Source organism: Acetobacter nitrogenifigens DSM 23921 = NBRC 105050 (assembly GCF_000429165.1).
Taxonomy (GTDB): domain Bacteria; phylum Pseudomonadota; class Alphaproteobacteria; order Acetobacterales; family Acetobacteraceae; genus Acetobacter; species Acetobacter nitrogenifigens.
Genome location: NZ_AUBI01000032.1, coordinates 1 through 13,914, shown reverse-complemented (window position 1 = coordinate 13,914; position 13,914 = coordinate 1). Strand labels below are relative to the sequence as shown.

The 13,914-nt window shown below is 52.0% G+C and carries 11 protein-coding genes and 8 pseudogenes; 14 read left to right on the top strand and 5 right to left on the bottom strand.

Features of this window, described 5'->3' with window-relative positions:
- The 3 genes and pseudogenes from G442_RS25985 to G442_RS26365 form a co-directional block, all read left to right on the top strand.
- Window positions 1–402 (top strand): hypothetical protein (locus G442_RS25985; protein WP_026399118.1); only part of this gene is annotated, 402 nt, incomplete at its 5' end.
- Window positions 403–504: 102 nt separating this feature from the next.
- Window positions 505–914, top strand: a pseudogene (locus tag G442_RS0118205) (IS5 family transposase); the annotation flags it as partial.
- Window positions 915–1,009: 95 nt separating this feature from the next.
- Window positions 1,010–1,652: pseudogene (locus tag G442_RS26365) on the top strand (IS6 family transposase); the annotation flags it as partial.
- 278 nt (window positions 1,653–1,930) lie between these two features.
- On the opposite strand, the gene G442_RS0118195 reads toward G442_RS26365, so the two are convergent.
- Complete coding sequence (locus G442_RS0118195; protein ID WP_026399116.1) at window positions 1,931–2,581, bottom strand: TetR/AcrR family transcriptional regulator; 651 nt, start codon at window positions 2,579–2,581, stop codon at window positions 1,931–1,933.
- A 70-nt stretch (window positions 2,582–2,651) separates the two neighbouring features.
- Here G442_RS0118195 and G442_RS0118190 point away from each other — a divergent pair, with 70 nt between their 5' ends.
- From G442_RS0118190 to G442_RS26355, 3 genes and pseudogenes are all read left to right on the top strand, one after another.
- Window positions 2,652–3,386, top strand: a complete 735-nt coding sequence (locus tag G442_RS0118190) for an SDR family oxidoreductase (protein ID WP_026399115.1) — start codon at window positions 2,652–2,654, stop codon at window positions 3,384–3,386.
- Window positions 3,387–3,590: 204 nt separating this feature from the next.
- Window positions 3,591–3,758, top strand: a pseudogene (locus G442_RS26360) (IS630 family transposase); the annotation flags it as partial.
- 115 nt (window positions 3,759–3,873) lie between these two features.
- Window positions 3,874–4,236: pseudogene (locus G442_RS26355) on the top strand (DDE-type integrase/transposase/recombinase); the annotation flags it as partial.
- Here the strand turns inward: G442_RS26355 and G442_RS26350 are convergent.
- Both G442_RS26350 and G442_RS0118180 read right to left on the bottom strand, forming a co-directional pair.
- Window positions 4,233–4,325 (bottom strand): annotated as a pseudogene (locus G442_RS26350) (IS6 family transposase); the annotation flags it as partial. The pseudogenes G442_RS26355 and G442_RS26350 overlap by 4 nt on opposite strands.
- 203 nt (window positions 4,326–4,528) lie before the next feature.
- Window positions 4,529–5,410: a LysR substrate-binding domain-containing protein gene (locus G442_RS0118180; protein ID WP_026399114.1), complete on the bottom strand. Its 882-nt coding sequence runs from the start codon at window positions 5,408–5,410 to the stop codon at window positions 4,529–4,531.
- A gap of 142 nt (window positions 5,411–5,552) precedes the next feature.
- On the opposite strand from G442_RS0118180, the gene G442_RS0118175 reads away from it, so the two are divergent.
- The 5 genes from G442_RS0118175 (at window position 5,553) to G442_RS0118150 (ending at window position 11,654) form a co-directional block, all read left to right on the top strand.
- On the top strand, window positions 5,553–6,605 hold the full coding sequence (locus G442_RS0118175; protein ID WP_026399113.1) for an Ldh family oxidoreductase: 1,053 nt from the start codon (window positions 5,553–5,555) through the stop codon (window positions 6,603–6,605).
- Window positions 6,606–6,683: 78 nt separating this feature from the next.
- Window positions 6,684–7,997 carry an MFS transporter gene (locus G442_RS0118170; RefSeq protein WP_026399112.1) on the top strand — a complete coding sequence of 438 codons (1,314 nt, stop codon included), beginning with the start codon at window positions 6,684–6,686 and terminating at the stop codon, window positions 7,995–7,997.
- A 55-nt stretch (window positions 7,998–8,052) separates the two neighbouring features.
- Window positions 8,053–9,303, top strand: a complete 1,251-nt coding sequence (locus G442_RS0118165; RefSeq protein ID WP_051292526.1) for a lactonase family protein — start codon at window positions 8,053–8,055, stop codon at window positions 9,301–9,303.
- 137 nt (window positions 9,304–9,440) lie between these two features.
- A complete protein-coding gene (locus G442_RS24650; RefSeq protein ID WP_161628400.1) occupies window positions 9,441–10,853 on the top strand; it encodes a carbohydrate porin in 1,413 nt (470 codons plus the stop codon).
- Between the two features lie 75 nt (window positions 10,854–10,928).
- The gene (locus G442_RS0118150; protein ID WP_026399108.1) at window positions 10,929–11,654 is read left to right on the top strand and encodes a transporter substrate-binding domain-containing protein; all 726 of its coding nucleotides are present in this window, start codon (window positions 10,929–10,931) and stop codon (window positions 11,652–11,654) included.
- A 64-nt stretch (window positions 11,655–11,718) separates the two neighbouring features.
- Here G442_RS0118150 and G442_RS25395 read toward each other — a convergent pair.
- A pseudogene (locus G442_RS25395) lies at window positions 11,719–11,829 on the bottom strand (IS5/IS1182 family transposase); the annotation flags it as partial.
- A gap of 91 nt (window positions 11,830–11,920) precedes the next feature.
- On the opposite strand from G442_RS25395, the pseudogene G442_RS23325 reads away from it, so the two are divergent.
- Together G442_RS23325 and G442_RS26615 are read left to right on the top strand one after the other, a co-directional pair.
- A pseudogene (locus G442_RS23325) lies at window positions 11,921–12,154 on the top strand (transposase); the annotation flags it as partial.
- Window positions 12,155–12,297: 143 nt separating this feature from the next.
- Entirely contained in the window at window positions 12,298–12,444 is a 147-nt protein-coding gene (locus G442_RS26615) for a hypothetical protein (protein ID WP_408734939.1), read from the top strand.
- Here the strand turns inward: G442_RS26615 and G442_RS25975 are convergent.
- A pseudogene (locus G442_RS25975) lies at window positions 12,398–13,102 on the bottom strand (IS6 family transposase). The gene G442_RS26615 and the pseudogene G442_RS25975 overlap by 47 nt on opposite strands.
- Before the next feature lie 302 nt (window positions 13,103–13,404).
- On the opposite strand from G442_RS25975, the gene G442_RS26610 reads away from it, so the two are divergent.
- A complete protein-coding gene (locus tag G442_RS26610) occupies window positions 13,405–13,668 on the top strand; it encodes a transposase (RefSeq protein WP_084440708.1) in 264 nt (87 codons plus the stop codon).
- Window positions 13,669–13,914: the final 246 nt, after the last annotated feature.

The following is a 13,914-nucleotide window of genomic DNA, read 5'->3' as shown; positions in this document are numbered from 1 at the left end:
GCCGTGGCCCGCCGTTACTGGGAAGACACCCTCGCAGATCTCACAAGCCTGCGGGAGGCGAACCCGGTGCCGGAACAATGCCTGCTTCGCTACCCGGAGATATTCAGGCGCTCACTTCAAAACGGAAACAGGCTCTGTCTGTGCAGCTTTATGAGCGCGGAATACGACGACCTGCCAGACGCGGTGAAGCACGAGGTCCAGACTTTCGCCGATGTGAACGTCGCATGGCTCAGTGAAATTGTACAGGCATCCGCAAACCTCTCACCGCAAGAGCGCACAATACGCGCACAGGCGGTATTTTCCTCCGTTTCCGGCGCGCAGCTGCTTGCGCGGAGTCGATCTGATATCTCCGTTTTTGACGAAATTATAAAAAGTTATCAAAAATCTGGCCTGCTTTCCTAGCGCCCAGACACAACCTCAGATCGCGCCAGGCTCAGGACCTGTTAATTCGTTGAATTGAGAGGGGTGTTGTGAATCGCAGGCTTATCGAAGGAGATCAAGCCTGTGAGTGACATGTTTTTGCTGTCCGGGAGCCAGATGGAGAAGATCGGGCCGTTTTTCCCTCTTGCTCACGGAGTGCCGCGCGTGGACGACCGGCGTATTCTGAGCGGGATTGTTTATGTGATCCGCAACGGCGTTCAGTGGAAAGACGCCCCGAAAGCATATGGCCCGCACAAGACCTTGTATAATCGCTTCATCCGGTGGAGCCGCCTAGGTGTCTTTGACAGGATTTTTGTCGCCCTGACGGAACAGGCAGGCCGTTCGACGCGCCTGATGATCGATGCCGCACATCTCAAGGCTCACCGGACAGCCGCCTCCCTGCTCAAAAAGGGGCTTTTCCCCGCCATATCGGACGGACAAGGGGCGACCTGAACTCAAAACTCCATGCCGTGTGCGATAGTCAGGGCAGACCTCCCCGACGGGACAGAGGAGGTGATGTCACGTTAACTTTGAGCTGTTCTACACTGATCTGACGAACAAGAGGTCAGTGAGTTACAAATGGCATCGTTTTCCGCGCGAGGTGATCGCGCATGCGGTGTGGCTGTATTTCCGCTTTCCCCTTGAGCTTTCGACTGATCGAGGAGATGCTTCTGGAGCGCCGCATCATTGTCTTTTATGAGACGATCCGCCGCTGGAGCCTGAAATTCGGCTCCGCATTCGTCCGCCTTCTGCGTCGCAAGGCAGCCAGACCGAGGGATATCTGGCATCTCGATGAAGTCCGGATTGTGATCCAGGAACAGCCGCACTGGCTGTGGCGGGCGGTCGATCAGGACGGCTACGTTCTCGACGAAATCCTGCAGACCAGCCGCAATACGAGGGCTGCAAGGCGTTTGCTGACCAGACCTCTGAACAAACGGGGCATACACTCGAGACCTATGATCACGGACAAGCTGAAATCTTAAGGCGCTGTCAGACAAGAGCTCGGCCTGTCGGTCAGGCATCTGTCTCACAAGGGGCTGAACAACCGCGCCGAAAACAGCCATCTGCCTTTTCGAAAATTAGAGCAGATCTTGCAGAAATTCCGTTCCCCAGGCGGATGCCAGCGTTTCGTCTCAGTCTTCTCCGCTGTCCGTAAGATCTTCGTCCCACCCGCCCCCATTTCCACGGTTCTTTTCCGTCATATCCATCGAGCCAGGGCTTACGCTCAATAGAACAGCGCGACCGCTCTCGCCGCCTGAAAAACCCCACGCCAGTTAACGTGACGGCGCCGCGACCCGTCCTGCGGGCGATCTCGCGCAGGGTCATATGGACAAATCCACGTGGCATTGGGCGGCTCCATCAGAAGGCGCAACCACGATAAATCCTCGCGTGTTGCACTTCAGATTAGAATCCATCGTGAGGAATCGCACGTAATACAACGTGTCGCCAGTTAAGGAGGATGAAGCCTCAGACTGTTGAGCATCCGTAAGCCAGTCGCAGAAAGCTGGGCTCAACTGCTTTTCGATAAGTCATGTGAAGCAGTGGCGGTAATATAGCCCTCGCACATCAGCGCAATCTGCTCCTGAAAATCGCAAGCCCACGGTTTGGGCAAAAGTCTTTCGAAAATAGTCCGGATGCTGCCGATCAGCGAAGTCAATAGGGTGATTGTCGTCATCCTCAAATCCGGGAACGACACGTTTGGGGCGCTCGCGAACATTTTGGCCGCTGCGTCCTCTATCCTGAGGGAGAAGGCCTCGATGAGCGGCGCTGTATCGACGGCAATAGAAATTTTGTGAACGGCACGCGCGTTAGCACACTGCCCCGTCACCGCTCTCCAGTAACCGTCAACGAGACCCCTCGTCATTACGCGTAGAGACTCGCCATGGTGCTGACGGCAAACTAGCTCCACATTGCTCGCCATCCCGTCGAGCACACTTGCGGACAGAGCAAAGAACAAGGCCTGCTTGTTCGGGAAATACTGGTAAATTGTACCGACCGAGACGCCAGCTCGTCTGGCGATCTGGGTGGTACTCATCGTCACTGGACTATTTCCGTCCAAAAGCTGAATCGCAGCTTCGAAGACTGCATCTACCGTCACGGTCGCACGTGCTTGCCGTGGCACTTTCCGGGCGGTCAGCGTGGTGATCGGAGCAGAGGCCATATGCGAATTCCGTAAAGACAGATCACTTTATATATTTGTCGTAGCTGATTACCAAGCTACGGGAAATATCATGAACACCAATCACCGCGTTGCGCTTATCACAGGTGCGAACAAGGGCATCGGCTTCGAGATCGCCCGCCAACTTGGAGAGGCGGGGGTTACCGTCCTGATCGGCGCGCGCGATGCAAAGCGCGGCGCAGAGGCGGCAGCGAGGTTGGTGGCACAAGGCATCACGGCTGCATATGTTCCACTGGATGTTACGAATATCACCAGTTTCGGCGCTGCCGCCCTCCTCATTGAGGAGCGCCATACCCAGCTAGACATCCTCATAAACAATGCCGGCATTTGGAAGATCAAAGAAGACGGGATGCCCAGCGTGACGACTCCCTCCGTTATTCGCGAGACTATGGAAACCAACTTCATCGGTCTGGTGGCTGTGACACAGGCCATGCTACCCTTACTCCGTCGATCAGACTCAGGCCGAATCGTCAACCTGTCGAGCACACTCGGCTCGCTCAATGCCAACAGTGATCCAACAAACCCTTACTATTCGACGCGTTTGCTCGCTTACAACGCGTCTAAGACGGCGGTGAACATGTTTACCGTACAGCTCGCTCAGGAGCTGAGGCACACATCAATCGCCGTCAATGCGGTTAGCCCTGGTTTCGTCAAAACCGACCTCACCGCGGGCAACGGCTTCAAGGAATCTGCCGAAGGAGCCGCCGCGCCTGTCCACTTTGCACTGCTCGAGTCGAATGCCATCACTGGCCGTTTTGCCGACGCGAACGGAGATATTCCTTGGTAACTCCGCAGTAGCAAAGAAAGGTTTTTCTCTTCTATCTGCCTACGACGTATCGTCGGTTGACCGCTGAGCGTGTGTCATGAGGGTTGTAATTTCGAGCTCGCTGTGCTGTTTGTTTTCCCGAGAGCGCGTTCACTGAACTATGAATCGTGGGGGATGACGCTGGGCGTGGATTGTGATTCACCGTTTTCAGTGATGGAGATGCTGATAGCGCGAGCATTGAGTGACGATCTTCGGGTGCGCGTTCTCGAAGCCGGCGCACCGAGCGGGTCAGCCCGCTCAGTAGCGACGCGGTTCGGAATCGGAATTTCGACGGCGATCCGATGCCTTCGGCGCGAGCGTGAAAGCGGCGAGCGGACGGCGCGCCGTTCAGGCAAGCAGTGCGGTACGGCGTTCCTCATGGCCATTGGAAAGCCAGCGATGCCACGTTAACTCTGTCCCGTGATAAACAGCGCTGATGAGCGAGACATCAGTGCATTAAAAGCGACATCGCTTTCCGCTGAGTTTTCAATTGACAGAGGAGCCGCTTCTGGAGCGCGGGACCATTGTCTTTTATGAGACGATCCGCCGCTGGAGCCTGTGAAATTCGGCTCCGCATTCGCCCGCCTCCTGCGTCGCAAGGCAGCCAAACTGGGGATATCTGGCATCCTGATGCAGTCCGGATCGTGATCCAGGGCCCGCCACACTGGCTGTGGCGGGCGGACGACCAGGACGGCTATGTTCTCGACGAAATCGCCGCAATACCAAGGCTGCGAAGCGTCTGCTGACCAGACCTCTTAAACAACAGGGAGCCCGCCCGAGACGGATGATCACGGACCGGCTGAAATCTTACGGAGCCGCCAGACAAAAGCTCAGCGGAAAGCGGAAATACAGCCACACCGCATGCGCGATCACCTCGCGCGGGAAGCGATGCCGTTTGTAACTCACTGAACTCGTGTTCATCCAATCAGTGTAGCACAGCTCAAAGTTAACGTGACATCACCCAACCGGGTACAGCTTATCAGGCCCAAAAAACTATCCGAACAATGGGGTGCCACCTCTACCCCACCCACTAAACAAGGGAATTGGGATCACAAAGAGGAAATAAAAACGAGAGATTTCTCGATCCGACCAGACGAGACGCAGCGAGACGTCAGGACCCACAGCTATCGATTAACACCTCTTAGCGCATTCGCAGTCTCCTGTTCGACTATCTGTATCAGACGCGTATGCGCTGAAGTCGAAGGCCACAGCAGACCCAGTTCGCGCATCGGAGACGGCTCGGGCAGCGAAAGTTTTTCGATCGACAGACCTTCAGGCCACGGAATGCTCCTGTCCGGAACCAACGCAACGCCCATGCCACGATGAACGAGAACCGCAATGGCATCGAGCGCATCAAGTTCAATTTTTACATGCGGACGAATGTGATGTTGACGAAGATAATTGTCAGCGATCTGGCCAGACCATAAAGACTGATCGTAGCGAAGAAACGGACGTTCGCGCAGAAGCTGCAATGCATCACGCAATGTCTCTGACGTCGACAAAATCACGATATAACGTTCTTCCCTCAATGGGCGCCAGATGAAGCGTTTGGGCAGCAGGAATGGTGGATGGAACAAAAATGCCACATCAATTTCTCCACTCCTTATTTTGCTGTAAATCTGGGCCGACGACCCTTTTTGCACGACAATCTCAAGATCGGGATATTTTCTGGTCAACGCGGGCAATACATCGCACAGCAAGGCTGTAATTGCAGATTGCGCTACGCCGAGCCGCAACTGCCCGCGTGGCATATTACTTTCCTGAAGCGCTCTGAGTTCACGGACATCAAGCAATATGCGCGACGCGCGCTGAGCAAGCAAAGCCCCTACCGGGGTTGGGCGGGAGAGGCGACCAGAACGCGCCATCAACCCAAGCCCCAACTCCGCCTCAAGCGTACGAATTCTAAGGGCCAGAGTCGTCGGGGCAATATTCAGCCGTCGAGCAGCCTCTGCAACCGACCCGCACTCTGCAAAAGTGGTAAAGCACTCTAGGAGGCGCGTATCCATCCCTCAAGATTCCTGTGCATTGAACGCAGCTATTTGACGGTTTTCTTTAAGCTCAATGTGGCTACGATTACAGGGGAAAAACGCAGATTTCAGATCAACTAAAAATAAACTCAAACAATTCTGCGCGAGGATAAATAATAAAATGAAAGACAGGGAAAACAAGCAGTTTCTGCCCGAAGCCGAACTGACCAGACTTGCAATCAACGCCCTCGAAGGTTTGGGTCTCTCGGCGCACGATGCGACTGACGCCGCACGTATTCTTATAATGGCAGAAATGTTTGGTCTTACCACCCACGGTGTTGGCCGCATTGAGTCCTATGGGGAAAGACTTCAGATCGCTGGCATTAATCCACGCCCAAACATTTCGCTAGAACAGGTCGCACCAGCCATGGCTCGCCTTGACGGCGATAACGGCGTCGGTCCGCTCGTGGGTTACCGCGCACTGGAAGCTGCCATGAAAAATGCATCCGACACGGGGGCTGCCTTGGTTCTGGCTAGGGGCAGCAACCACTTTGGACCAGTTTCGCCCTATAGCTATATTGCGGCCGAAGCCGGCTTTGCTAGCCTGATCGGAAGCAACGCAACCACGACCATAGCTCCTTGGGGAGGGAAGGAGGCTCGCCTTGGCAATAGCCCTTGTGGCTTCGGCTTTCCCAACCCCGGCGGTGATCCGTTCATTCTGGACATGGCCATCAGTGTTGCAGCGCGGGCCAAGATCCGTAACGCTGCGAAGGCCGGGCAGAAAATTCCCGACACTTGGGCGACAGACCAACAGGGCAGACCAACAACTGACCCCAACGAAGCATTAAATGGGTTTTTGTTACCTATTGGTGGGCACAAGGGATACGGTATGGCCCTGGTTGTCGATCTCCTCGCGGGGCTTTTGTCTGGCGCAGCCTATCTCACTCATGTCAAATCTTGGGTGGATTCACCAGAAGAGCCTCAAAACCTCGGGCACTATTTTCTTCTGATCGACACCAAGCGCCTTGGCTCGGCCCAATGGCTGTCGCATCGCATGAACGACTTTGCCAAGATACTTCACTCGACACCAGCGGCCGACCCTGCCACGCCAGTCCTGGTTCCGGGAGAGATCGAAAACAGGAACCTCGCTCGCAGCAAGAAGGAAGGAATAGCGATTGACGCGTCATTGCTGAAGACACTTGAAGCATTCGCGTCACCAAGTTCAAAGGGCTGAAGCTGTACGGCGGGATAGGCCTGCCCCTTCCAAAATAAATACCCCAGCTATAAGGGGTAGCAAAATAGGAGGACGCCGATGAGCGAAGCTTCCATACACCATTCAAATCCGGCCGAGTATCTGCAGGAAACAGACGGTTTGCGCAAAGCCACCTTCCGCAAGGTGATGTGGCGCATGCTGCCAATCCTTACATTTGGTTATCTTTTCAATTTTCTTGACAGAACCAACATCGGCTTTGCCTCCCTGCAGATGAACAGGGACATCGGCCTATCGGCAACGCAGTTCGGTTGGGGGGCTGGAATACTTTTTGTAAGTTACTGCGGATTTGAAGTTCCTAGTAATCTAATGATGTATAGGTTTGGGGCACGGGCGTGGATATCGCGGATCATGATATCATGGGGCCTGGTGTCATGCGCCATGAGTCTGGCCTTCAATCCGACAAGCTTCTATCTACTGCGATTTGCGCTGGGTATGGCGGAGGCGGGATTGTTCCCCGGCATAGCCTTTTTCCTTTCAGCCTGGTTTCCTGCAGAATATCGAGCTCGAATCCTGGCATGGTTTCTTCTGGCGATCCCCCTCTCATCAGTATTTGGTGGACCATTGGGGGGGATGCTGCTCGGGCTTGACGGAATGCTACATTTGGCCGGCTGGCAATGGCTCTTTATCGTGGAGGGCGTTCCAACGGTTATTATTGGCCTCCTGACCATCAAGCTTCTTAGTGATCGTCCAGCCGACGCATCATGGCTTTCTGAAGACGAGAAAAACATTATCATCCAGAGTCTGAATAATGAAAAATCTGACCGCGAGATAAGTCATTTTGGTCTTGCGATACGTGATATGCGTGTATGGATATGTGCTGGAGTATATCTTGGTTTTACCATCGGATCATACGGCATTCAGATCTGGCTTCCCCAGATTCTCAAACTACAGCGTCTCTCAGACGCCCAGATTGGATGGATTTCTGCTCTCCCATATGCCGTTGCTAGTATCGGCATGATGGTATGGGCGCAATACGCCGATCATTCTGGTCGCAAAATCCTCAATCTCACTCTATGCTGCACCCTGGCCGCCGCTGGGTTTGTCATCGCCGTTTTTTTCGGTCACCCGCTGATTGCACTGTTGGGGCTTACAGCCGCTCTTGTCGGCGTGAATTCAGCCCGAGCTATTTTCTGGGCAATTCCGACAAGATTTCTCAAAGGCAAGGCCGCTGCCGGAGGTATAGCCTTTATCAATACAATTGGCACAGTGGGTGGATTCATTGGCCCATCAATTGTTGGATATCTAAAGGACAGAACGGGATCATTTAATATGGGCTTGATGGTTATGGCTGGATTTCTGGCTATGTCTATACTGCTTTCATTGTCGCTTCCTGCCGTAATACGCAACGAGTAGTGTTCTTCTGATAATAATAATCAACGAGATAAAAATAATGTATAGGAGGAACCTCATGATAGGAATGACAGCGAGTGCTGCTTTTCCCTTTGCTGCCGACAATGGCTGCGCACGAGAGGCGGCGAAGAAGCCAGCATTGGCCCTATATGCAAACATCGGCCCCGAACTGATCCATTACGAAGTCGATCTGGAAAGACTGACACTGACGAAAAAGGACGCCATTACGTTAGTAGACAATGTGCAATATGCATGGCCGCACCCGTCAAAACGGTATCTTTATGTGGCAACCAGCAACACCGCGCCAAGCAATAAAGCCACGCCAGGAGACTCCCACCACCTTGTCGCACTCAGGGTTGATCCCCTTACCGGTGCTTTATCACTACATGGAGACGCTGTTTCATTGCCAACTCGACCAATTCATATAAGTGTCGACAGGGTGGGTGAAAACATACTGGTTGCGTTTAATAAACCATCCGCCATACGGGTTTACGGCATTCATCCCAACTTTACCGTCGGGCAGGAAATCGTGCAGAAATCCCCCATCGATGGCGGGATATATGCGCATCAGGCACGCGTCACACCCGATGACAGGTCTGCCATTCTCATAACTCGGGGCAATGAAGGAACTCCAACCCATACCGAAGAGCCTGGCGCATTAAAGATTTTCGACTATCACAGAGGAATCCTTAGTCATGAGATATCGATCGCACCCGATTACGGGAGAAACTTTGGTCCACGACATCTGGACTTCCATCCGACCAGACCATGGATTTTTCTCTCCATAGAGACCCAGAACCAGGTCTGCCTCCTTCGGATGAATAACGGAAAAATTGAGCCAGATTTTCTGTTCCGGACTGCGACACTTGCTACACCCGACAAGGACAGGGCCCGACAAGCAGCAGGCGCTATTCATGTGCATCCCAATGGACGCTATCTCTACGTCGCCAACCGCGCGGAACAAACTGAAGAGATAGAAGGTCAAAAGGTATTCAAAGGTGGAGAAAACAGTATCGCCGTGTTCGCAATCGATCAGTCAAGCGGTAAGCCTGTACCGATCCAGCATGTGGACTCACAAGGGATACATCCAAGAACATTCCATATAGACCCGAGTGGTAGAATGCTGGTGGCAGAGCATAATGCACCAGAGACTGTGAGAGATGGTGGTTCGTTCAAGATCGTCCAGGCCGGACTCTCGGTCTTTAAAATACTCGACGACGGGAGACTTGAGTTCGTTAGAAAATATGACATTGATGTTGGTAACAATACTATGTTTTGGTGTGGCATGTCGAATCTGCCTTCGGCGTAGATTCTTCAAATAAATAAATAAATAAATAAATACAAAAAAATAACATTTATAATGTTCTATACGATAAGTATAATGTATTGAGAGAAATTTAGTTTATGCAATAGAAAATCTCCAACGAAGAACTGATGTGTGAAAAAATGAAAACAACATACGCCAGGATATGCATATTTACTTCTCTGTGTTTTTCTATTTTCTTCTATTCTGAAAAATCATCTGCTCAGATAATGATAAATAGCGGTCTTGAACTCGCTCCAAAACTTGAATATGCGAAGCCTTTGCCAAAAAACCTTCCATTTTTTCCGACAGGAGTGCTGCCAAGATATCAGACTTTTTATGGAGATCCAGGTCATGTAAGAAATTTTCTAGCCGACAAAGGGATCGTAACCTCCATTGACTACCGTAGCCTGATCAATGGGAATGTTACGGGAGGCATACAACGCACCTCTGCCGTAGCCAACCAGATCGCTCTTACCGTGGATATCAATTGGGCCAAGCTGCTTCACATTCCAGGACTGACCAGCTACTTCGCTGGAATTAACAGGTTTGGATCAAACCTTAGCACTCATACTGGCAACTCTCTTGTGAGAGCGGAGAATTTTCTTGTAAGTTCTTCTGGAGATTCCCCAATGCATTTGGCATATGCCTATTTTGACGAACGATTTGCCCATGGGAGGGCTAGTATTGCTTTAGGCCGCTTTCCGGTAGGCATGACATTCGGATCCTCACCACTTAATTGTAACTTTGTTGGAAATGCGTTGTGCGGTAATGTAAAAGCACTAACTGGAAAAGATATAAGTTATACTGTATTCCCAAATTCAAGTTGGGCTAGTCGCTTTACTTTCTATCTAAAACGAAACATGTATATTCAATCTGGTCTTTTTTCCATTGATCAAACAGCTGACTCAGGATCTCTTTTCGATCGTACTGGCTGGAAATGGTCAACCCGACATATAACCGGGTGGACATCCCCTTTCGAAATTGGGTACATTCCATTAATTGGAGCGAGGCAGTTAATTGGGCATTATAAAGCCGGGTTTTCATATGCTCATGCCCAGTATACCACATTCGATGGCCAGCTTTATAAGAACAGGCCCACGTCGATTGGCTACAAGACAAAATTCTGGTTAATGGCTGATCAGATGCTGCTGAGGCAAGGCAGTGGTCTCGATACCGGTCTGATTGTAGCCGCCGCGTTCGTTCGCAATCAACATGACGTTTCAACCTATGGTGACCAGGCCATCATCTCCGTTGTGGACCGCGGGTTCTGGCATCAGCGTCCTACGGACGCACTCGGATTTCTCGTATCCACTCTTTGGATTAGTCCGAATCTTTCACGTCTACAAAAACGTCAATACAAAAACGGAGAAAGAATTTCGGGTGGCGTAACCACCCCTCAAAATTCTGAGCAAAACTTCGAGTTATTCTACGATGGACTTATTGTGCCTGGAATCCGCATGGAGCCTGACATTCAATATATAATCCATCCGAACGCTCAGAGGAGCATTCCAGACTCACTTGTTCTGAACCTGATGGTACGCGTTTACCTTTGATTCCTGAGTTCAGGCTCAACCATTAATAGGTTGAAACATATTAACCATCTTTTTTCATGAATTGGAGTGTATTACATGAGCGTTTCTGACGATGGTGTACTGGCGGAACTTGCGCCCACGGGAAAACTGCGCTCAGCAATAAACTTGGGCAATACTGTTCTAGCGCAGCGAGCAGAAGATGGGCGGCTCGCTGGTGTTTCTGTCGATCTGGCCTGCGTCCTAGCAGATAAAATCGGTGTTGAGGTTGAGCTGTTTCCTTTCAATACGGCAGGAAAAGCATTCGAAGCTCTGCAGGCGGGAAACTGTGATATGGGTTTTCTTGCCATTGACCCCTTAAGGGCCGAGGACCTTGATTATTCGGCTCCTTACGTCGTGATTGAAGGCACCTATCTGGTTCATGATGAACTGCGCCATCAATCCGTTGAAGAGCTTGATCGCGATGGCATCTTGATTGCGGCTGGAAGAGGCACTGCCTACGATCTACATCTATCACGCACATTAAAGCATGCGAAATTAGCACACTTTCCTTCGTCCGCGGCAGCGATTCAGGCCCTGCTGGATGGGAAAGTCAATATTGCAGCAGGAGTCCGTCAACCATTACATCTGACCGCTGAACTTAATGCTGGATTTCATGTCCTAAATGACAGTTTTCTGCTGATTCGGCAGGCATTGGCCATTCCTAAGAATAGGCCTGCCGCGCTTAGATATGTGAGCTCCTTCGTTGACGATATGAAGAGCTCTGGTTTTATTGCAATATCTCTTTCAAAAAGCGGTCAGGACATTAATGTGGTCGCTCCCTGACTTTCCGACGGAACAGAATTCGCTGATTTCGGTAAGTTTAAGTGTCTGTACGAGATGATTGTCTTTAATTACAGATCTTTCTGAGCATCAATCGAACTGACACCCATCGGAGGAAAGCAAGTGCATTGCGATTGAGGCACTCCCAATCCTTGCTTAGGCGTTGGCAGCGGTTCAACTAGCACTACTTTGGCAGAAAAAATTGGAAAGGGATTCCCTCGGCGCCCGATCGCTGATTCATAGGAGACCGGCTATGATGAGGGCTGGCGATGGACGGGGATTGGCGAGCGGATCTGGACGCATGGCTTGAGCTGTTTGTGGCGGAGTTTGGCCATAAGGCGCAGCGCAGCATGGGCCCGGCCTGTATTGCTGGGCTGATCGGTCCGGCCGATCGCAAGAGCATCCAGCCGATCGCGGCCCGGACGGGCGTGGTTCCGTATGATCGGCTGCATCACTTCGTCAGTGTCGGCGTGTGGGATAGCGCGCCGCTCGAGGCCGCCTTATGATCGAGGATTGTGACTGGTAACTTACCGTCGTTAACGACGTCGTTTGGGAGGTAGTTATGGCTCAGGAAATCCTGATTGGCGTTGAACGCCGCCGTCGTTGGTCGGACGAACGGAAGCTGGAGATTCTGGCTGAAGTTGGTGTGGATGGGGCAAGTGTATCGCATGTGGCACGTCGACATGACCTGACCGGAGATGTCACGTTAACCTGGCTTGAGCGCGAGGGTGCCGGTTCTGTCGAATTCAGGCGCGGAGAGCCGTCGCGTTGTTCCATTGGGCGAAAGCCCTGATACGATGGATATGGCGGGAAAGAGCGGTGGCGGTGGAGGCGGGTGGGACGAAGAGATTGCGGACAGCGGAGAAGATTGCGACAAAACGTTGGCATCCGCCTGGCGAACGGAGTTTCTGCATGACCCGCTCACGTTTTCGTAAAGGCAGGTTGCTGTTTTCGGCGCGGTTGTTCAGGCCTTTATGAGATTGGTGTTCCACACACGGCATAAGCTGACGCCTGGCGGCTCCGTATGACTTCAGTTTGTCGGTAATCATGCGTCTTGGTCTGGCGCCCTGCTTCTTGAGCAGCCGCGTCAGCACCCGCCTCGCCGCTTTAGTGTTGCGTCGTCTGTGCAGGATTTCATCGAGAACGTAGTCGTCCTGATCGAGCGCTCGCCACAGCCAGTGAACCTGACCACGGATCACGATCCGGACTTCATCAAGATGTCAGATATCCCCGGGTCTGGCTGCCTTACGGCGCAGCCTGCGCGCAAATGTCGCCCCGAATTTCACGCTCCTGCGGCGGATCGTCTCATACGACACGACAATCCCGCGTTCGAAAAGCATCTCTTCGATCAGGCGGAAGCTCAACGGGAACCGGAAATACAGCCACACAGCATGTGCAGTCACCTCACGCGGAAAACGATGTCGTTTGTAGCTGCAAGGCAGAGCACTCATGCAGCTAAACTATCACGCCTCACTTAACGTGACAGCACCCGTCTCCCCGTTTGCCGGCAACAGCGCACATTCAGGTGTGACGAGATCAAACAAAAACGATCGGTAGGAATTGAGCATCTTGTCAGCAGAATGAGAACCGATACTTGTCATTCGAATAAAATCCACGAAATGAGCGTGGAATATTATTATTAGTAATTATAATAATGTGTTATTTATTTCTACAGGTAGACGATTTTTATTTTATTAATATAAACTCAAAATAAGCTCCCGAGCCATTAAAACAATGTTTCGGACGTGCGAAAGTGGGCCTGAACTCAAAACTGCATGCCGTGTGGGTCAGTCAGGGGCACCCTGTTCGTCTTCACTTGACAGCGGGCCAGGTCAGCGATTCCAAAGGTGCAGACACTCTCCTGAGGGATCTCCCCGACGGGACAGAAGACGTCACCGGTGACCGGGGATACGACAACAATAAAATCAGGCTGTCTCTCGCTGTACAGAATATCACCGCCTGTATTCCGCCGAAGAAGAACCGGAAATCAAGGCCACCCTACGACTGGCATCTGTAAAAAGACCGTTACCTGATCGAAATCATGTTCGCAAAGCCGAAAGACCGGCGGCGTGTCGTCGCCAGATACGACCGCTGCGCTCATACCTTCATGCCCGCAATCCATATCGCGGCACGCGTCATTTTCTATCTCAAGGAATGAGTCCTGAGCTTAGCACTACTTTGGCATTTTCTGTGGTGAGGGTGGGCTGAGCGTCCTGCCGCAGTGAGGACACTGCCGGCATGGTGGTCGGAGGATGCGATCAAG